Consider the following 18,481-nt stretch of genomic DNA (forward strand, 5'->3'; position numbering starts at 1 on the left):
GCTCCTGGACATAGAGGGACATAAAGGGTGTTTTGTGGCACAAAGAACCTGCTGACCAAGCCGATTCGAGAGTCAGACCCGGATGACCTGTGGTCCCAGCAGTGAGTAGCGGTGGGCCTCGGAAGAGGGCAGCAGCGTGCTCGTCACGATCGTTTCCAGCGCGCCGATCTCCGCGAACCGGCAGAAGCTGACCGCGCCGAACTTGGTGTGCACGCCGGCGAACACCGTGCGGCGCGCGGCCCGGATCGCCTGCGCCTTGACTTCGCTGACCGCGGGGTCGGGGGTGGTGAGGCCGTGTTCGCGGGAGATGCCGTTGGCGCCGATGAAGGCCAGGTCGAGGACGAAGCCGGCCAGCATCCTGGTCGTCCAGTGGTCGACGGTCGCCAGGGTGCCGGGGCGGACCCGGCCGCCGAGCAGCAGGACGGAGGTGTTCTCGGCCTCGGCGAGGGCGCCGGCGACCGGAAGGGACGCGGTGACCACGGTCAGTGGCCGGTCCCGGGGCAGGGCCTCGGCGATGAGCTGCGGGGTGAAGCCCTCGTCGACGAAGACCGTCTCGGCGTCCCCGAGCAGCTCGGCCGCGGCGGCCGCGACCCGGCGCTTCTCGGGCACATGGCTGGTGGCCCGGAAGGCGAGCGTGGTCTCGAACCCGGCGCTCTCCACGGGGTAGGCGCCGCCGTGCGTACGGCGGACCAGGCCGTGGTCCTCCAGGGCGCGGAGGTCTCGGCGCACGGTTTCCTTGGCTACGCCGAGTTGGGTGGCGAGGGTGTTCACGTCTACGGAGCCGGTGGTGCGGGCGGTCCGTACGATGTGCCGCTGGCGGTCTTCCGCGCTGTTGGTCATGGGCTCACCCGCCTTGCTGCTGTGCTGTCTGCCCGTTCGGGCTCTGGGGGAAGTTCTACAGCGGGTGGGTGGCGGTGACCAGGTCTGTTGCGGGGGTGATAGTGACCGCGTGTGCCCGTTCGGGCGGGGCGGGCCTACGGGCTCGGGCGGTGCGGTTGTGTGGCGGCTTGGGGTTCGTTGTGGCTGGTCGCGCAGTTCCCCGCGCCCCTGATTGTGCGCTTCGCGCGACAATCAGCGGCTGTTCCCCGTGCCCGGATATGGCTGCGGGCGGGCCCGTTCGGTGCCCGCCCGCTCCTCTCGTGGGTGTCAGTACGGCCAGATCGGCGGGTCCGTCACGAACTGGCCGCCCAGGTAGGCGTGGCCCTCGTTGCCGTCCTGGAGTTCGCCCTGTTCGGCGATGAGCTTCTCCGCGTAGGGCTCGGAGTCGTCCTGCGGGTCGTAGCCGAGGGACCGCGCGGTGGTCAGGTCCCACCACAGGCGGGTGTTGGCGGAGGAGCCGTAGACCACGGTGTGGCCGACGTCCTCGGCGGTCAGGGCCGCGTGGAGGAGACGGGCGCCGTCGGCCGGGCTCATCCACACCGAGAGCATGCGCACGCTGGTGGGCTCGGCGAAGCAGGAGCCGATGCGCACGGAGACGGTCTCCACACCGTGCTTGTCCCAGTAGAACTGCGCGAGGTCCTCGCCGAAGGACTTGGACAGGCCGTAGAAGGTGTCCGGGCGGCGCGGGGTGTCGATCGGGATCAGCGGGTCGTCGCCCCGCGGGCGCGGGGTGTAGCCGACGGCGTGGTTGGAGGAGGCGAAGACGATCCGTCCCACGCCCTCCGCGTGCGCGGCCTCGTACAGGTTGTAGGTGCCCTCGATGTTCGCCTTGAGGATCTTCTCGAAGGGGGCTTCCAGGGAGATGCCCGCGAGGTGGATGATCGCGTCGACACCGCGTACGGCCTCGCGGACGGCGTCCTTGTCGGCGAGGTCGGCGACGATCGCGTCCGGCTCGCCCTCCACGGGCCGCAGATCGAGCAGGCGCAGGTCGTAGCCGTAGGCCGGGAGCAGATCCCGCATCAGGGTGCCGAGCCCGCCGGCGGCACCGGTGAGCAGAACGGTACGGGGAGCGGGCATCCTCGGGTCTCCTTGGGGCGACGGCCGTATGAGTGCACGGTATTCACATTCGTGGACAAGTTAAGGATCATTGCCCCACCTCGTCAAGGGTGGCGCGACCCATGTTCATAAATATAAACTCCGATCAGAATCCCGCACGCCCCTTCCGTTCTGTCCGCCCGTTCCACTTGTTCTAGGGAGAGCCTGTGACGTCTGCCGACCTCGTCCATCGACTCGGCATCCCCAGCGGGCCGCTGTTCTTCCCGGTCACGGCGTACGGCGCCGACGGCTCGGTCGACCTCGACACCTATCGCGCGCATGTGCGCGAGGGCGTGACGGCGGGGGCCGCGGCCGTGTTCGCCTGCTGCGGCACCGGGGAGTTCCACGCGCTCACGCCCGAGGAGTTCCAGGCGTGCGTCCGGGCGGCCGTCGAGGAGACGGCGGGCCGGGTGCCGGTGGTCGCGGGCGCCGGATACGGCACCGCGCTCGCCGTACGGTACGCGCGGCTCGCCGAGGCGGCCGGCGCCGACGGACTGCTCGCCCTGCCGCCCTACCTCGTCGTGGCCGGGCAGGAGGGGCTGCTGCGGCACTACCGCGAGGTGGCCGCCGCGACCGCGCTCCCGGTGATCGTCTACCAGCGCGACAACGCCGTCTTCACACCGGAGACCGTGGTCGAACTGGCCCGCAGCAAGGGGATCATCGGCCTCAAGGACGGCCTCGGCGACCTGGACCTCATGCAGCGGATCGTCAGCGCCGTACGCACCGAGGTCCCCGGCGACTTCCTCTACTTCAACGGACTGCCGACCGCCGAGCAGACCCAGCTCGCCTATCAGGCCATCGGCGTCCCCCTGTACTCGTCCGCCGTGTTCTGCTTCGCCCCCGAGATCGCCCTCGCCTTCCACCGCGCGCTCATCGACGGCGACCGGGCCACGGCGGACCGTCTGCTCGACGGCTTCTACCGTCCCTTCGTAGAACTGCGCGCGCGAGGCCGCGGGTACGCGGTCTCCCTGGTGAAGGCCGGAGTCCGGATGCGCGGACTCGACGTGGGGGAGGTCCGCCCGCCGCTGCACGAGCCGGGCGAGGACCATGTGAAGCAGCTCGCGCAGATCACCGAGCGCGGGTACGCGCTGCTGGAGGAGGAGAAGGAGCAGTGAAGGCCGCTACGTTCGTCTACCCCTGGGACGTCAACGGGGATCCGCAGGCCGCGGAGCGCATCGCCGCGCTCGGTGTACAGCAGGCGACCCTCGCCTCCGCCTACCACTCCACGCGCGCGTTGACCCCCCGCCACCCCCGCCACCGCATCGTCACCGCCGAGCACGCGGCCGTGCTCTACCCCGTGGACGACCGTTGGACGGGCCGCGAACTGCGCCCCTACGCGGCCGGCGACTGGGCCCCCGGCGACGCCTTCGGCGAGGCGGCGCGGGCCCTGACGGACGCGGGGCTCGAGGTGCACACCTGGGTCGTCCTCGCGCACAACTCCCGCCTGGGCGCGGAACATCCGGACACCTCCGTCGTCAACGCCTACGGCGACCGCTATCCCTGGGCCCCGTGCATCGCGCAGCCCGCCACGCGCGCGTACCTCGTCGATCTCGCCGTCGAGGCGGCACTGCGCCCGGGCGCGGCCGGCACCGAACTGGAGTCCCTCGGCTGGTACGGACTCCAGCACCTGCACGCCCACGACAAGACCGGCGGGGTGCCCCTCGGCGACGCCGGCATGTACCTCATGGCGCTCTGCTTCTGCGGTACCTGCCGCGAGGGGTACGGCGAACAGGGCGTCGACGCCGACGAGTTGGCGGCCGCCGTACGCACCGCCCTGGAGCCGCTGTGGAAGGGCGCGCCGGACGACGAGGGCTGGGCCGGCGTCGAGAAGCTGCTCGGCTCCGGGACGGCGGCGGCCACCCGCGCGTGGCGCGACGAAACCGCCCGCACCCTCCAGGAGTCGGCGGTCCGGGCGGTCCGCGCGGCCGCACCCGACGGCTTCCAGATCCTGCTGCACGCCGACCCCGTGACCTACCACGTCGGCGCCAACCCGGGCGTCGACCCCGGGCACATCCTGTCCGTCGCGGACGGCGTCGTCGTGCCCTGCGCGGGCGGACCGGACCTGCTCACGCCCTTCGCGCGGGCCCGCGAGGACGCGGTGATCGCCGCCAACTTCCCCGTCGTCTCCCAGATGGGCGGCAGCCCGGGCACGCTCGCCGCGGACGCGGCCCGGGCGCGGGAACTCGGAGCCACCGAAATCCGGCTCTATCACGCCGGGTTGGCGTCCGACGGCGACCTGGACGCGATCCGCGAGGCGCTGGCCGGCCTCTGAAACAGCGGTACGGCCGTGGCGAGCCACACCACGCCCAGGACGGCCGACAGGGGCCGCTGGTCGACCAGTTCGACCAGCGCGGCGCCCGTGGCGAGGCCGAGCACGTTCGGCGTGAACACCACGGTGTTGGCCGTCGCGACCGCCCGGCCCAGCAGTTCGTCCGGCGTCTGTCGCTGCACGGCGGTGAGCGCGGCGATCAGCACGCACGGGAGGCCCACCCCGCTCGCCGCGCTGCACGCGAGGGCGAGCGGGTCAAAGGGGACCGCCCGCAACCCGGCGGCGACGGCCGTCAACGCGATGCCGTACGCGGCGAACCGGCGCTCGCCCAGGCGGCGCAGGGCGGGCCCGGACAGCAGCCCCACCGCCACGGAACCGGCGCCCTGGACGGCGTACAGCGCACCGGCGTACGCGGGGGAGTGGCCGAGGCCGTCGATCACGGCGTACGTCAGCGCGCCGTTGAGCCCGGCGAAGAGCATGGTGGTGCCGCCGGCCAGGATCAGGGGGCGCAGTGTGGGGTGGGCCCATATGTGGCGGACGCCCTCGGAGGCGGGGGTGCGCTCGGGTGACTTCCGTCGGCCGTCGATGGCCGACCGCAACTCGCTCTCGCGGACGCGCAGCCCGGCGTACAGCACCGCGGCGAGTACGAAGGTGATCGCGTCGAGGAGGGCCACGCCCGGGCCGCCGTAGAGGGCGTAGAGGCCCGCGCCCGCTAGGGGGGCCACCAGCTTCATGCCCTCCGTGACCGCCGTGCGCAGACCGTTGAAGTCGCCGAGCAGCGACGGGGCGACGGCGCCCGCGACCAGGGCCGACTCCGCCGCGTCATGGACGACGCCTGCCGCGCCGTACAGGAAGAGGACCGCGAGGAGGAGCGGGACGCGGTCCGGTGAGTCGACGGTGAACAGCAGCGGCAGGAGGGCCGCCGGGAGCAGGTTCGCGCCGATGAGCAGGGGTTTGCGGGGGACACGGTCGGCGAGCGCGCCCAGCAGCGGGCCCGCCACGGTCGGCGCCCACATCGCGACCAAGCACAGCGCGGCCAGTCCGTCCGAGCCGGTGAGGTCCTTGACCCACACGCCCGACACCAGCCACAACGCCGAGGTGCCGAAGCCGGAGACCACGACCGCGGCTAGGAAGAACCCCGCGTCGCGGTCGCGCACGACGCGCGGCGCGGGCCATGTCCTGGGCTTCTTGTGCGTCTTGGGTGTTCTGGCTGTCCTGCGTGCTCTCGTCATGCCTGGACATCGTGGATCTGAGGCCCCGGTGCGGGCATCGGGCAGATGCCCTGGATGTCCTCGCGGATCAGCCCCCCGGGCACACGTCCCGGTAAGGGGCGTCCTGGATGTAGGTGTGCCACTGGGCCGGGGACAGCGTCGTGGCCGTGCCCGCGCAGATCGCGGCGGCCGCGTGGGAGGAGGTGACGGGATAGCGCTGGAGGGGGGCGTGCGGGCTGGTGGCGTAGAGGGTGCCGCCCCCGGGGGTGAAGGCGAGGGAGACGATGCCCTCGCCGGGGGTGGTCAGGCCGTCCCCGAGGGGCTCCTGGCCGGCGGTGTCCCAGAGTTGGAGGGTGCCGGAGTCACCGGCGACGGCGAGGGTGCCGCCGTCGGGGCTGAAGGCCAGGGCGCTGACGGCTTCGGGGGCGCCGTCCGGGAGGGGCGCCGGGAAGGTGCTGGGCAGGACTCCGAGCCGGTGGCCGAGGTCGCCGTCCCACAGGGCGACCCGCCCCGACGCGTCACCCACGGCCACGCGCGAGCCGTCCGCGCTGAAGGCGATCGCCTCGGTCTCCTGACCCAGACCCAGCGTCCTCGCCCCGGTCGGACCGGAGGGCAGCCGGGCGAGCCGGTCCCCGCCGACCAGCAGGCGGCCGTCCGGGCGCAGGCCCAGCGCGGTGGGGTTCACCTCGCCCAGTACCGCGGTCCGGCGACGGGTCGCGGTGTCCCACACCTCGCCGATCTGCCCCTCGGCCGTGTCACGGACGGCCACCAGCGTCCGCCCGCCGGGGCCGAGGGCGAGGCTCTCCACCGCCGCCTCGGGTCCCGAGGGTGCCAGGTCCGGCGTGGACCGCACCCGGCCCAAGGCGGTGTCCCAGAGGGTCAGCGACTGCGCCGAGGCGGCCCGGCCCGGAGCCGAGACGCCGTACGCGAAGGACGTGCCCTCCGGGCCGAAGGCCATGACCGGCACGGTGTCCGCCGCCACCACCGGACCGCCGCCGTCGGCGGCCACGGGAAGGCGCGCGGTGGGCAGCGTGCGCAGCAGGCGGCCGCTGCCCGGGTCCAGCAGCCGGAACTCATAGCCCCCGCCGGACACTTCGGCGGTGGCGAGGGTACGGCCGTTCGGGCTCAGCACCGCGTCGTACAGCGGGCCGGCCCGCCACCGGGAGGTGACGGCCGCGCCCAGGTCGAGGGAGTGCACCGTGCCCCCTTCGAGGTACCGCAGCACGGGCCCCTCGCGATCCCAGGCGATCCGGTCGGTCGGCCGCTGCCCGCCCAGCGCATGGCGGAAGACGGGCGAACCCGGCGCGGACAGCCGCCAGACCGTGAGCTCGGCGGGACCGACGGTGGCCAGGAAGCCTCCGTCCTCGCTGAAGACGGTGGAGTCGGCGCCCGGGAAGGCGATGTCGGCGATCCGCCGCCCCGAGGCGATGTCCCACACCCGCACGCCGGTGCGGAAGACCTCCGCGAGCCGGTGGCCGTCGCGGTCGAACTCCAGCCGTGAGTTGTCGTCGGCGCAGCCGCCGCTGCTCGTCCAGCCGCCCGCGAGGTCACGGTGTCCGACCGTGTCACGGACCCGGACCCTCCCGCCGACGGGGCACACCGCGACCAGACGGCCGTCCCCGGTGGTGGCCACGTCGGTCTCGGAGTCCACCGGCGCCTGGACCAGCAGCCGGCCGTCCGGGACGGCGCGCAGCTCGGACCGCGGCCGATCGGGGTTGCTCACCAGGTAGCTTCGCGGGTCGGCCTCGAAGGTGACGATGTCCGCGTCCGGCACGGCATCGGCGGTCGTGGCCCAGCGGCCCGCGGAGAGATCCCACAGCCGCACGCCCCAGTCACCGTCCAGCGCGAGGAGCGTGCCGTCCCGGCCGGCCGCCTCGGCCCACGTGGTGCCCGCCGGGAGCCGCCCGGACGCGATCGCACGGTGGGTGACGGTGTTCCAGGTGCGCCAGGTACGGCCGCTGACGCTCAGCAGGACCCGGCCGGAGCCGACGAGGAAGCGGGCGGCCGTGCTGCCCTCCTTGGGATCGGTGAAGGCGTCCTGTTCGGACTGGGCCAGGGAGCCCAGCAGCGCCGCGCGGGTCTCCGGCAGGGCCGCGATCCGCCAGGCGGCCAGGCTCAGCAGCTTGGCGGTCCGCGGATCCGTGGTCGCCATGGTGGCGGCCACCTCGGCGACCCGGCGGGCCGCGGCGACCTGGCTGTCGCGCACCTCGGTGCGGTGCTGCTGCCAGGCGACCAGACCGATGACCAGCGCGACGGCGAGCAACGCGGAGAGCGTGCTGACAAAGCGTCGGGTCCGGCGGCGGGCCTGCGCGGCGGCGTGCCGCTCGGCCTCGCGGGTGTCGAGGGCGGCGGTGAGGAAGGCCCGCTCGGTCGCGGTCAGTTCCCGTTCATCCGGTGTGCCGAACAGTTCGGCGGCCCGCTCCAGTCGCACGCCCCGGTACAGGGCTCCCTGGTCGTGGCCCAGCTCCGTCCAGGCGAGCGCTGCCTCCCTCAGCCTGCGGTGCTCCGACAGCCGGACGCGGTCCTCGTCGATCCAGCCGCTCAGCCGCGGCCAGCAGCTGATGAGCGCCTCGTGGGCCAGTTCCACGGTGTCGCCGTCGAGGGTCAGCAGCCGGGCGGCGGCCAGCCGCTCCACGACCAGCGGGAGTTCGGGGTCGGACCACTCGTCCAGTTCCGCGCGGCCGGCCGAGCGGCGGGTGTCCGCCGTGCCCTCGCCCGGGGCGATCAGCCGCAGCAGCAGCCGGCGCGCGGTGACCTCCTGGGCGGGCGTCAGCGTGCCGTACGCCTGTTCCGCGGTGGCCGCGATCGCGCCGTGGACACCGCCCGCCGCCTCGTACGCGGCGAGGGTGAGGATGCGCCCGCGCCGCCGGCGCCAGGTCTCCAGCAGGGCGTGCGAGAGCATGGGCAGCGCGCCGGGCTGGTCGACGACCTCCTCGACGAGACGCGAGGTCAGCTCGCGTTCGACCACGAGGCCGGCCGCGCCGGCCGGACCGGTGACGGCCGCACGCAGCTCCGCCGGGCTCATCGGCCCCAGCAGCAGGCCGCAGTGGCGCAGCGCGTCGGCGAGTTCCGGGTGCTCGGCGCACTGCCCGTAGAAGTCGGCGCGCATCGCGATCATCGTGCGCAGCCGGGAGTCCGGGTCCCTGGCGGTGAGCAGCAGCTCGATGAAGCGGGTGCGTTCGGCCCGGTCCCGGCAGAGGGTGAAGACCTCCTCGAACTGGTCGACGATCAGCCAGCTGTCCGGCTCACCGTCCCGGGGGGCCAGCAGCCGGCCGTACGTGGCCGCCGGCCGCTCGCCGGGGGTGACGATCCGCAGGGCCGCCGGGCGTCCCAGGCCCTGCGCGGCCTCCTGGGCGGCCGGGATCAGCCCGGCCCGCAGCAGCGAGGACTTGCCGCTGCCGGAGGCCCCCAACACCGCGGCGAAACGATGCTCCCGCACCAGGCCCAGCAGGTCGGCCACCGGGCGGTCGCGGCCGAAGAACAGCTCACGGTCGCCCGGCTCGAAACGCACCAGCCCCCGGTACGGCGACGTCGTGTCGTCCTCGCGGGAACGGGCCGCCGTGTCCTCGTCGGCGGCCTCCTCGGCGGCGGTCTTCCAGCGCAGTTCCCACACGTCCGGGTCGGCGTCGCAGGCCTGCGCGTAGGCCCGTACGACCGCCGTCGAGGGGAGTCGCTCGCCGGCCGCGGCCCTCGACAGCGTGGTCACCGAGACGCCGGTGCGCCGGGACATCTCCCGGTACGCGGGGTTGCCGGCCTCCTGGCGCAGCCGACGCAGGTCGTGCGCGAGCCTCTGGACCGGACCGGCGTCAGGGTCCACCGGGCGCTCGGGACGGCCCAATCGAAACTCCCCAGAAAGCAACAAACCCTGTGTTGCCCCGAACTATGGCGGAGTGACCGGTACCCGAACAATGCCCGGACCGGTGACGTCGGTCACCGGCCCGGGCCCCGTCTCTCAGCGCGCTCGGCGCCGGGATCCGGTCACGCGTGCTCGTAGGAGGACAGGTGGCGCTTCCAGTTGCCGACGGTGTCCGGGATGAAGGTGCCGCCGGGCGGGGTCACGATGAACTGGTCGTCCTTGGTGTTCGGGTCGGCCCGGTAGTTCAGTCCGTCACAGCTCACCAGCAGGCGCTCGGAGGCGTTCTCGACCTCGTCGATGCACTTGCCGCTGTTGGACATCAGCTCGTCGCCGTCCACGAACCACCACTGGGTGGAGTCGCTGTAGTTGCAGGACTTCAGCACCACCTTGCCGGAGGAGTCGTAGCCGAGGCAGGAGTTGCCCTGGCCGATCAGGTAGCCGACCGCGCCGTCCCGGTTGGTGTGCGGCGTCTCGGCGACGTCCCAGTTGTAGTACGGCGAGTTCCAGCTGCCCGACCACAGGTCGTCGTGCACGTCGGAGCCGGAGGCGTGGCCGGGGATGCGGAACTGCAGGCCGTCGGCGATCGGCTGGCCCCGCCTCTCGGCGATGACCGGCTCGACGGACCCGCCGCCGGCGTACGCGGCGGGGAAGGCCCAGGTGGTGGCGTGGGTCAGGATGTAGTCCGCGGCGTTCTGGATGCTGCCGACCATGGCGGGTCCGGCGCTGCCGATGCGGTTGCCCACCGTCTTGAGGACGTTGCCGAGCTCCTTGAACGTGGCCCGGACGCCCTGGCCGACGTATTTCTCGTCCAGCTTGTCGAGGCCGGAGAAGGCGATCATGGAGACCGTGGCGTCGAAGAAGGCGCCGCCGACGCTCTTCCAGTTGAGGAAGCCGTCGGTCAGGTACTGGAAGGCCAGGGCGCCGACGAAACCGCCGGTGAACGACGCGATCCGCACGCCCCACTTGCAGCCGGCCGGGCCGGTCAGCGAGCAGATCAGGGTGGAGGCGAGGATGGTGACCACCGCGTCCACGGCGATCTCGACCGCCCGCGCGGACAGATAGGACCAGCCCGCCGTCTGCGCCTTGTGCAGCCTGCTCGCGCAGTCGGCGGTGGCCTGCTTCTCCTTGGTGGCGACGATCTTCGCCTGCGGGGCCCCGAGCGGTCTCGCCGGTGGGGCCGTCAGCGGGTAGGAGGCGGCCCGCGCGAGGACCGGACCGGTGATCACGGAACGGTCCGGTCTTCCGTACGCCGCCTCGATGGCGTCGACCGAGTCGTCACAGATCCGCGAGACCGAGATCTTGGGGGCCGCGGCCCTGAGGGCCGGTGCCCGCGCGTCGAGGACCGTGGCGGCCACGGCGGCGACCAGTACGGCGATGAGCAGTGTCCGTATCGGCACCCGTGTGAATGGGCGCCCACTGAACCAGGTCAGCACTGATGAGCTCCTTGGTCGGGATGAGTCGGATCAGCGGCCGTGGCGGTGCGGGTGTCGCCGGCACGCCTGGACCCCGGCAGGGGCCCGGAACAAGCTCGATCCTCATGTCGCCGAGGTTGTTGCCCAAGCCCCTCGCCGGGCCGGAAACAACTCCCTGACCTGGGCGGGGAGACCGTCTGCCGGTTGAGGGACGCAAAGCCGGGGGCCGGGGCCGACCCGTTCGGTCCACGCGATCCGTCCCGCCCACGAGCAGGTCGGCCCGGGGGCGAGCCGGGTGACTGCGCGAGCCCGAACACGCCGCCGGAAGCCACACCATGCGCCGGTGGCACCGATGACTTTCCGGAACGCCGGCGGTCCACCCTGCACGGCCCCGCGCACCGCGCCCGGGAGTCGTGCCCGGGAACAGCGCCCCGGGCACCGTGAGGAGTGACGCATGACCGGCACGATCATCGACTTCGAGCCCCAGACCCGGATCATCGCCCGGCTGGCGGACGCCGTGACCGACGAGCGGCTCGCGGACCCGACCCCGTGTCCCGACCTCGCGGTGCGCCATCTGCTGGGCCACCTGCTCGGCCTCGCCGCGGCCTTCCGTGACGCCGCCCGCAAGGACCTCGGCCCCACGACCGACACCCCGCCGACCGACTCCGTCCCGGACATCGGCCCCGGCTGGCGCCAGGAGCTCCCCAAGGTCCTCGACGAACTCGCCGAGGCCTGGCGCGACCCGGCCGCCTGGACCGGTATGACCCGTGCGGGCGGCGTGGACCTGCCCGCCGAGGTCGCCGCCGCCGTCGCGATCGACGAACTGGTCGTCCACGGCTGGGACCTGGCCCGCGCCACCGGCCAGGCCTACGAGCCGGACCCCGCAGCGCTCCGGGCCTGCTACGACTTCCTCCTCGCCTCTGCGGAGGATCCGAGCCGGGACACCATCTTCGGCCCGATCGTCCCCGTGGCACAGGACGCGTCGCTGCTGGACCGGGCGATCGGCCTCAGCGGGCGGGACCCGGGCTGGACGCCGTAACGGGAACCAGGTCTCGTGGACGCCGTCGCGGGAGGCGCCCCCGGTCGGCGTCCCTTCTCGCTGCCTTCGACACGGGCCTTCTCCGACGCGCCGCGCCCGGCTGACGTAGACACCGGTACGACCCTGCCGTAGAGGAACGGAAACGGGCGGCGGGCGGCAGGCCCGGACCGTACGTCCCCACCATGCCGCCGCTGAGCCTCACCGTCCTCGGTACCGCCTCCCCGCACCCGGGGCCCGGACGCCCCTGCTCCGGCTATCTGCTGCGCGGCGGGGGCGCCGAGGTGTGGGTGGACGCCGGGCCCGGCACCTTCGCGGAGTTGCAGCGGCACACGGACCCCTCCCGGCTGACGGCGATCTGGATCTCCCACCTCCACGCCGACCTCCCCCAGTCTCGGCTTCGCTCGACCGGGCGGTGCCCCCACCGCGGACCTGCTGTCCGCCGTCTACGCCTTCGCGTACGGCGGACTCACCCCGCCCGCCCCGATCCCGGTGTACGCGCCACCCGGCTGGGCCCACCGCCTCGCCGGGTTCTTCGGACGGTCCGACGTGCGCTTCCTCGACGGCATTCTCACCTTCCACCCCCCGTACGACGGCCATGAGGTCCGGCACTGGAACCTCCGGCTCGCCTCCCGGGCCGTCGTCCACGACACCGAGGCGTACGGTCTGCGCGCCGAGTGTGCCGGACGGGTCCTCGCGTACTCGGGGGACAGCGGGCCCTGCGCCGCCCTCGTCGAGCTCGCCGCGGAATCGGACCTGTTCCTGTGCGAGGCGGACATCGACCGTCATCGCGAAGGCGAACAGGTCCATCTGTCCCCCGAGGACGCCGGTGACATCGCCCGCGAGGCCGGGGCGCGCGAGCTGATCGTCACCCCCGTCGGACCCACGCTGACCAGGGAGGAGGCGACCACGCGCGCTGCCGTCGCCCTCGCCGGGCGCACCAGCACGGCCTTCGAGGGCGCCACCCGGCTCGTCTGACCCTCGCCCTCATCGCAACTTCAGCTTCTTTTGCCAGAAGCATTGACGAAACATCGCGGTCCTCCCTACCTTCAACGCGTCGTACTTCGTACGTCATATATGAGACGCGATATGCGAGATCAGATACGCAAGATCCGATACGCGAGATCCGAGAGGCGCGCATGACCTCTGTGCCCACGCCGATCCCCTCCCGCACGCAGTACGTGCTGGAGGAGATCAAACGCCGCATCCTCACCGGGCGCCTGACGCCTGGTCAGGCCCTGGTCGAGACCGAACTCGCCGCACAGTTCGGGGTGTCCAAGACCCCGGTGCGCGAGGCGCTCAAGACCCTGGCCGGGACCGGGCTCGTCGTGATGAGCCAGTACAAGGGCGTCACGGTGCGCATGGTGGACGCGGACATGGCGCGCGAGGTCTACGACGTCCGGCTGCTCCTCGAACCCGAGGCACTCAAGCGGGCCGTGCGGCGCGGGGCCTCCCTCGACGCCGCACGAGACGCGCTGACCCGGGCCGACGACGCCACCGACACCGCCGAACGCTCCCTCGCCAACCGGGAGTTCCACCGCGCCCTCTACCTGCCGTGCGGCAACCCGCTGCTCGGCCGGATGCTCGACGAGGTCCGCGACCAGGCCGCCCTGGTCTCCGCCGTCGCCTGGGCCGCCTCGCCGTCCTGGGACCGGGAGGCCGGCGAGCACCGGGAGATCCTGCGGCTCGCCCTGGACGGCGACGCGGACGGCGCGGCCCGCGCCCTGCACGCCCACATCGCGTCCTTCGTGGAACGAGCGTTCCCCGGAGTGCTGGACGAGGAAGGTCAGGAATGAGCAGCGAGACGTTCGAGACCCAGCGGGCGGCCCTGGCCGACGTGGTGGCGATCCCGGTGACCCCGTTCGCCGAGGACGGCACCGTCGATCAGGACACCCACCGGGCCCTGCTGCGTCGGCTGCTCGACGGAGGGATCACCACCCTCACCCCCAACGGCAACACCGGCGAGTTCTACGCCCTCAGCCCCGAAGAGCGCCGCCTGGTCACCGAGTGGACCGTCGACGAGGGCGGGGACCGGGCCGACATCCTCGTCGGGGTCGGACACGACGTCCCCACCGCCGTCGCCTCCGCACGCCACGCCCGCGAACTCGGCGCGAGCATGATCATGGTCCACCAGCCCGTCCACCCCTACGTCTCACAGGGCGGCTGGATCGACTACCACCGCGCCATCGCCTCGGCGGTCCCGGAGCTCGGGGTCGTCCCGTACATCCGCAACGCCCAGCTCGGCGGCGACCGTCTCGCCGAACTCGCCGACGCCTGCCCGAACGTGATCGGCGTGAAGTACGCCGTCCCGGACGCGGCCAGGTTCGCCGCCTTCGCACGGGACGCGGGACTCGAACGCTTCGTGTGGGTCGCCGGACTCGCCGAGCCCTACGCGCCCTCCTACTTCTCGGCGGGCGCCACCGGTTTCACCTCCGGGCTGGTGAACGTCGCCCCCGCCGTCTCGCTGAACATGATCGAAGCGCTGCGGGCCGGTGACTTCCCGGCCGCCATGAAGGTCTGGGAGCAGATCCGCCGCTTCGAGGAACTCCGCGCGGCGAACGGCTCCGCCAACAACGTCACCGTCGTCAAGGAGGCCCTCGCCTCCCTCGGCCTGTGCCGCCGCGACGTGCGCCCGCCGAGCCGCGAGCTGCCCGAGGCCGAGCGCTCCGAGGTCGCCGCGATAGCCGCCGGGTGGTCGATATGACGGACAGAGAGCGCCTACGGCCGGAGGAACTGCGCAGCCACCAGTGGTACGGCGCCGAGGGCCAGTTGCGCACCTGGTCGCACAACGCCCGGATGCGTCAGCTCGGTTACGAGGCGGAGGAGTACCAGGGCCGCCCGGTGATCGCCGTCCTCAACACCTGGTCCGACATCAACCCCTGCCACGTGCATCTGCGCGAGCGCGCCGAGGCGGTCAAGCGGGGGGTCTGGCAGGCCGGCGGCTTCCCGCTCGAGTTCCCGGTCGCCACCCTCTCGGAGACCTACCAGAAGCCCACCCCGATGCTCTATCGCAACCTGCTCGCGATGGAGACCGAGGAGCTGCTGCGGTCGTACCCGATCGACGCGGCGGTGCTGCTCGGCGGCTGCGACAAGTCGACGCCCGCACTGCTCATGGGCGCGGCCTCGGCCGATGTCGCCTCCCTCTTCGTGCCCGCCGGGCCGATGCTGCCGGGGCACTGGCGGGGCGAGACCCTCGGGTCCGGCACCGACATGTGGAAGTACTGGGACGAGCACCGCGCCGGCAACCTGACCGACTGCGAACTGCGGGAACTGCAGGGCGGGTTGGCCCGCTCCCCGGGCCACTGCATGACGATGGGGACCGCGTCCACGATGACCGCGGCGGCGGAGACCCTCGGCATGACCCTGCCGGGTGCCTCCTCGATCCCGGCCGTCGACTCCGCGCACGAGCGGATGGCCGCCGCCTCCGGGCGCCGCGCGGTGGAGCTCGCCTGGACCGGCCTGAGGCCGTCCGAGATCCTCACCCGTGACGCCTTCGAGGACGCCGTCACCACGGTGCTCGGACTCGGCGGCTCCACCAACGCGGTCATCCACCTGATCGCGATGGCCGGCCGGGCGGGCATCAAGCTCACCCTCGACGACTTCGACCGCATCGCGCGTACCGTGCCGGTGCTGGCGAACGTCCGGCCCGGCGGACAGACGTACCTGATGGAGGACTTCTACTTCGCCGGCGGTCTGCCCGCCTTCCTTTCCCGGATCACCGACCTGCTCCACCTGGACCGGCCGACCGTCAACGGCACCCTGGGCGAGCAGATCGCGGGGGCCGTCGTCCACAACGACGACGTCATCCGCACCCGCGAGAACCCGGTAGCGAACGAGGGCGGGGTCGCCGTCCTGCGCGGCAACCTCTGCCCCGACGGCGCCGTCATCAAGCACATCTCCGCCGAGCCGCACCTGCTCAAGCACACCGGGCCCGCGGTCGTCTTCGACGACTACAAGTCCATGCAACGCACCATCAACGACCCGGAGTTGAACATCACCGCCGACAGCGTGGTGGTGCTGCGCAACGCCGGGCCCAAGGGCGGCCCGGGCATGCCCGAGTACGGCATGCTCCCCATCCCCGACCACCTGCTCAAGCAGGGCGTGCGGGACATGGTCCGGATCTCCGACGCCCGGATGAGCGGGACGAGTTACGGCGCCTGCGTGCTGCACGTGGCGCCCGAGTCGTACATCGGCGGACCGCTCGCCCTCGTGCGCACGGGGGACAGCATCACCCTCGACGTCGAGGCGCGCTTGCTCCAACTCAACGTGGACGACGAGGAGTTGGAGCGCAGGAGGGCGGAGTGGACGCCGCCGCCCGTGCGTGACGAGCGCGGCTACGGCGCGCTCTACAACGAACAGATCACCCAAGCCGACACCGGCTGCGACTTCGAGTTCCTCGCCCGCCCGGGCAAGGTCGCCGACCCGTACGCGAGCTGAACCACGACCCGCTGGGGCGGGCGGCACCATCGCACAGCACGACCTGGCACATCCATGTGCAGAGAGAAAGCGCTTCCCGCACGACGAACGCACGTCGCACGTCCGACGTACTGAGAACGGAGAACAGTCATGGCCCAAGCCGCAGCCGTGGCGAAACCGCCCGCGCCACCCCGGCGACGCCGTGGCTCCGCCACACCGCGCAAGCTGCCCTACCTGCTGATCGCGCCGGCGGCCCTGCTGATGCTGGGCTTCATCGCCTACCCGGTCATCAGCGTCTTCTACTACAGCCTGCAGAACTACAACCCCACCAAGCCGTGGCGGAACGGCTACGCGGGCTTCGACAACTTCGTCCAGATCTTCACCAAGGACCCGCAGTTCTGGGACACGCTGACGTTCAGCGCCAAGTGGGTCTTCGTCGAGGTCGGACTCCAGCTGCTGTTCGGCCTGGCGCTCGCGCTGATCGTCAACCAGAGCTTCGTGGGCCGGGGGCTGGGGCGCGCGATGGTCTTCTCGCCGTGGGCCGTCTCCGGTGTGCTGACCTCCGCGATCTGGGTGCTGCTCTACAACTCCCAGACGGGCATCACCCGTTACCTCGCCGACATGGGCATCGGCTCCTACGGCACCAGCTGGCTGTCGGACACCTCCACCGTCTTCTCGGCGGCGGTCGTCGCCGACCTGTGGCGCGGTGTCCCCTTCTTCGCGATCCTCATCCTCGCCGACCTCCAGTCCGTCTCCAAGGACCTGTACGAGGCCGCCGAGGTCGACGGGGCCAGCCGCTTCAAGCAGTTCTGGCACATCACGCTGCCCCATCTGAAGGACGCGATCATCCTGTCCACGCTGCTGCGTGCGGTGTGGGAGTTCAACAACGTCGACCTGCTCTACACGTTGACCGGCGGCGGCCCGGCGGGCGAGACCACCACTTTGCCGCTCTACATCGCCAACACCAGCGTCGACGCCCACAACTTCGGCTACGCGTCCGCCCTGACCACGGTCGCGTTCGTAATCCTGCTCTTCTGCTCGATGGTGTACCTGCGGCTGAGCAAGTTCGGAGGCGGTTCCAAGTGATCACCAAGGAGGCCACGGAGGTCGCACCCGCTCCCGTGCGCGAGGCACCCGAGCCGCCCCGCTCGGTGAAGCACCGCCGCACCTGGGACGAGGTCCCGCGCTGGCACGTCTATCTGCCGCTGTCGATCTACCTCGTCTTCACGATCATCCCCTTCTACTGGATCCTGCTGTTCGCCCTGCGTCCGGCCGGCTCGACCTCGCTCGTGCCCTGGCCGATCACCTTCGACCACTTCGAGAAGGTGTGGACGGAGCGGGCGTTCGGCACGTACTTCGAGAACAGCGTGTACGTCGGCCTCGCCACGCTGGTGATGACGACCCTCGTGGCCCTGGCCGGCGGCTACGCGCTCGCCCGGTTCGACTTCAAGGTCAAGAACGCGTTCATGCTGGCGCTGCTGTGCTCGCAGTTCGTGCCGGGTGCGCTGCTCCTGGTGCCGCTGTTCGAGATCTTCGCCGAACTGAAGATGATCAACTCGCTGACCAGTGTCATCATCGCCGAGACGGTCTTCCAGCTGCCGCTGTCGATGATCCTGATCAGCAACTTCATCAAGAACGTTCCGTACTCCCTGGAGGAGGCGGCCTGGGTGGACGGCTGCAACCGGTTCACCGCGTTCCGGATCGTCGTCCTGCCCCTTCTGCGACCCGGTCTGATCGCCGTCGGTTCCTTCGCCTTCGTGCACTCCTGGAACCACTTCCTGTTCGCCCTGATGTTCCTCAACAACCAGAACAAGCAGACGATCCCGGTCGGCCTCAACACCCTGATGAGCGCGGACAGCGTCGACCTGGGCGCGCTGGCCGCCGGCGGCATCATCGCCGCCGTCCCCGTGGTGATCGTGTTCGCCTTCATCCAGAAGTGGCTGATCACCGGCTTCAGCGCGGGGGCGGTGAAGGGATGAGCCTCCGTCGGATCGCGCTGAGTGGCGTGGTGCTGGGCCTGGTCGGCGTAGCCGTCCGCTCCGAGGGCCGCGCCGTCGGCCGAAGGCTCCTTGGAGTGGGTACCGCCGGGCTGTCCGAAACGGCGGGAACGGCGGTCCGTCCCGGTGGTTCCGGGCCGGCCGTGGGTGTGCGGCAACGGCCGGTCTGCGGCTCTGGCAGGGGGGTGAGGGTATGAGGTCGGGCCATGTCGGGCTTGCTGCAGGTGTGGTGGGGCCGTGCCTGCCCGCTCACGCGGTGGTCGGTCGCGGTCGGGTCGGGGTGTTTGTGGGCCGGGTCGCCGGTGCGCGT

At 71.9% G+C, this 18,481-nt stretch carries 13 protein-coding genes and 2 pseudogenes; 10 read left to right on the top strand and 5 right to left on the bottom strand.

Annotated elements, in window-relative coordinates:
* Positions 1-72 precede the first annotated feature (72 nt).
* Together ACGFWE_RS37085 and ACGFWE_RS37090 are read right to left on the bottom strand one after the other, a co-directional pair.
* On the bottom strand, positions 73-840 hold the full coding sequence (locus tag ACGFWE_RS37085; RefSeq protein ID WP_352390517.1) for a DeoR/GlpR family DNA-binding transcription regulator: 768 nt from the start codon (positions 838-840) through the stop codon (positions 73-75).
* Positions 841-1,146: 306 nt separating this feature from the next.
* The gene (locus ACGFWE_RS37090) at positions 1,147-1,956 is read right to left on the bottom strand and encodes an NAD(P)-dependent oxidoreductase (RefSeq protein WP_352390516.1); all 810 of its coding nucleotides are present in this window, start codon (positions 1,954-1,956) and stop codon (positions 1,147-1,149) included.
* Positions 1,957-2,141: 185 nt separating this feature from the next.
* On the opposite strand from ACGFWE_RS37090, the gene ACGFWE_RS37095 reads away from it, so the two are divergent.
* Complete coding sequence (locus ACGFWE_RS37095) at positions 2,142-3,089, top strand: 5-dehydro-4-deoxyglucarate dehydratase (protein WP_352390515.1); 948 nt, start codon at positions 2,142-2,144, stop codon at positions 3,087-3,089.
* A complete protein-coding gene (locus ACGFWE_RS37100; protein ID WP_393604540.1) occupies positions 3,086-4,246 on the top strand; it encodes a hypothetical protein in 1,161 nt (386 codons plus the stop codon). Before ACGFWE_RS37095 ends, ACGFWE_RS37100 begins: the two co-directional genes overlap by 4 nt.
* Here ACGFWE_RS37100 and ACGFWE_RS37105 read toward each other — a convergent pair.
* The 3 genes from ACGFWE_RS37105 to ACGFWE_RS37115 all read right to left on the bottom strand — a co-directional run bounded on the left by ACGFWE_RS37105 (position 4,183) and on the right by ACGFWE_RS37115 (position 10,707).
* Positions 4,183-5,475, bottom strand: coding sequence for an MFS transporter (locus tag ACGFWE_RS37105; RefSeq protein WP_393604542.1), 1,293 nt, complete (start codon positions 5,473-5,475; stop codon positions 4,183-4,185). The genes ACGFWE_RS37100 and ACGFWE_RS37105 overlap by 64 nt on opposite strands.
* Before the next feature lie 67 nt (positions 5,476-5,542).
* Positions 5,543-9,271, bottom strand: a complete 3,729-nt coding sequence (locus ACGFWE_RS37110; RefSeq protein WP_393604544.1) for a helix-turn-helix domain-containing protein — start codon at positions 9,269-9,271, stop codon at positions 5,543-5,545.
* Between the two features lie 161 nt (positions 9,272-9,432).
* On the bottom strand, positions 9,433-10,707 hold the full coding sequence (locus tag ACGFWE_RS37115) for a hypothetical protein (protein WP_393604546.1): 1,275 nt from the start codon (positions 10,705-10,707) through the stop codon (positions 9,433-9,435).
* Between the two features lie 204 nt (positions 10,708-10,911).
* Here ACGFWE_RS37115 and ACGFWE_RS37120 point away from each other — a divergent pair.
* The 8 genes and pseudogenes from ACGFWE_RS37120 to ACGFWE_RS37155 form a co-directional block, all read left to right on the top strand.
* Positions 10,912-11,038, top strand: a pseudogene (locus ACGFWE_RS37120) (precorrin-8X methylmutase); the annotation flags it as partial.
* 138 nt (positions 11,039-11,176) lie between these two features.
* Positions 11,177-11,761 (top strand): TIGR03086 family metal-binding protein, encoded by a 585-nt coding sequence (locus ACGFWE_RS37125; protein WP_352390510.1) that lies wholly within the window; start codon positions 11,177-11,179, stop codon positions 11,759-11,761.
* Between the two features lie 182 nt (positions 11,762-11,943).
* Positions 11,944-12,736, top strand: a pseudogene (locus ACGFWE_RS37130) (MBL fold metallo-hydrolase).
* A gap of 161 nt (positions 12,737-12,897) precedes the next feature.
* A complete protein-coding gene (locus ACGFWE_RS37135; protein ID WP_352390509.1) occupies positions 12,898-13,554 on the top strand; it encodes a GntR family transcriptional regulator in 657 nt (218 codons plus the stop codon).
* Positions 13,551-14,462, top strand: a complete 912-nt coding sequence (locus ACGFWE_RS37140) for a dihydrodipicolinate synthase family protein (RefSeq protein WP_393604548.1) — start codon at positions 13,551-13,553, stop codon at positions 14,460-14,462. Before ACGFWE_RS37135 ends, ACGFWE_RS37140 begins: the two co-directional genes overlap by 4 nt.
* Positions 14,459-16,195: an L-arabinonate dehydratase gene (gene araD / locus ACGFWE_RS37145; protein ID WP_393604550.1), complete on the top strand. Its 1,737-nt coding sequence runs from the start codon at positions 14,459-14,461 to the stop codon at positions 16,193-16,195. Before ACGFWE_RS37140 ends, araD begins: the two co-directional genes overlap by 4 nt.
* 129 nt (positions 16,196-16,324) lie before the next feature.
* Positions 16,325-17,260: a sugar ABC transporter permease gene (locus tag ACGFWE_RS37150; RefSeq protein ID WP_352390506.1), complete on the top strand. Its 936-nt coding sequence runs from the start codon at positions 16,325-16,327 to the stop codon at positions 17,258-17,260.
* Positions 17,257-18,153 (top strand): carbohydrate ABC transporter permease, encoded by an 897-nt coding sequence (locus ACGFWE_RS37155; RefSeq protein ID WP_352390505.1) that lies wholly within the window; start codon positions 17,257-17,259, stop codon positions 18,151-18,153. Before ACGFWE_RS37150 ends, ACGFWE_RS37155 begins: the two co-directional genes overlap by 4 nt.
* The last annotated feature ends 328 nt before the right edge of the window (positions 18,154-18,481 follow it).

Origin of the sequence: Streptomyces sp. NPDC048523 (assembly GCF_043199815.1) — a bacterium.
In the GTDB taxonomy this organism is placed as follows: Bacteria; Actinomycetota; Actinomycetes; order Streptomycetales; family Streptomycetaceae; genus Streptomyces.

Coding starts and splice junctions, on each gene's coding strand:
- ACGFWE_RS37085 (WP_352390517.1), bottom strand. CDS start 840: ATGACCAACAGCGCGGAAGACCGCCAGCGGCACATCGTACGGACCGCC.
- ACGFWE_RS37090 (WP_352390516.1), bottom strand. CDS start 1,956: ATGCCCGCTCCCCGTACCGTTCTGCTCACCGGTGCCGCCGGCGGGCTC.
- ACGFWE_RS37105 (WP_393604542.1), bottom strand. CDS start 5,475: ATGACGAGAGCACGCAGGACAGCCAGAACACCCAAGACGCACAAGAAG.
- ACGFWE_RS37125 (WP_352390510.1), top strand. CDS start 11,177: ATGACCGGCACGATCATCGACTTCGAGCCCCAGACCCGGATCATCGCC.
- ACGFWE_RS37135 (WP_352390509.1), top strand. CDS start 12,898: ATGACCTCTGTGCCCACGCCGATCCCCTCCCGCACGCAGTACGTGCTG.
- ACGFWE_RS37140 (WP_393604548.1), top strand. CDS start 13,551: ATGAGCAGCGAGACGTTCGAGACCCAGCGGGCGGCCCTGGCCGACGTG.
- araD (WP_393604550.1), top strand. CDS start 14,459: ATGACGGACAGAGAGCGCCTACGGCCGGAGGAACTGCGCAGCCACCAG.
- ACGFWE_RS37150 (WP_352390506.1), top strand. CDS start 16,325: ATGGCCCAAGCCGCAGCCGTGGCGAAACCGCCCGCGCCACCCCGGCGA.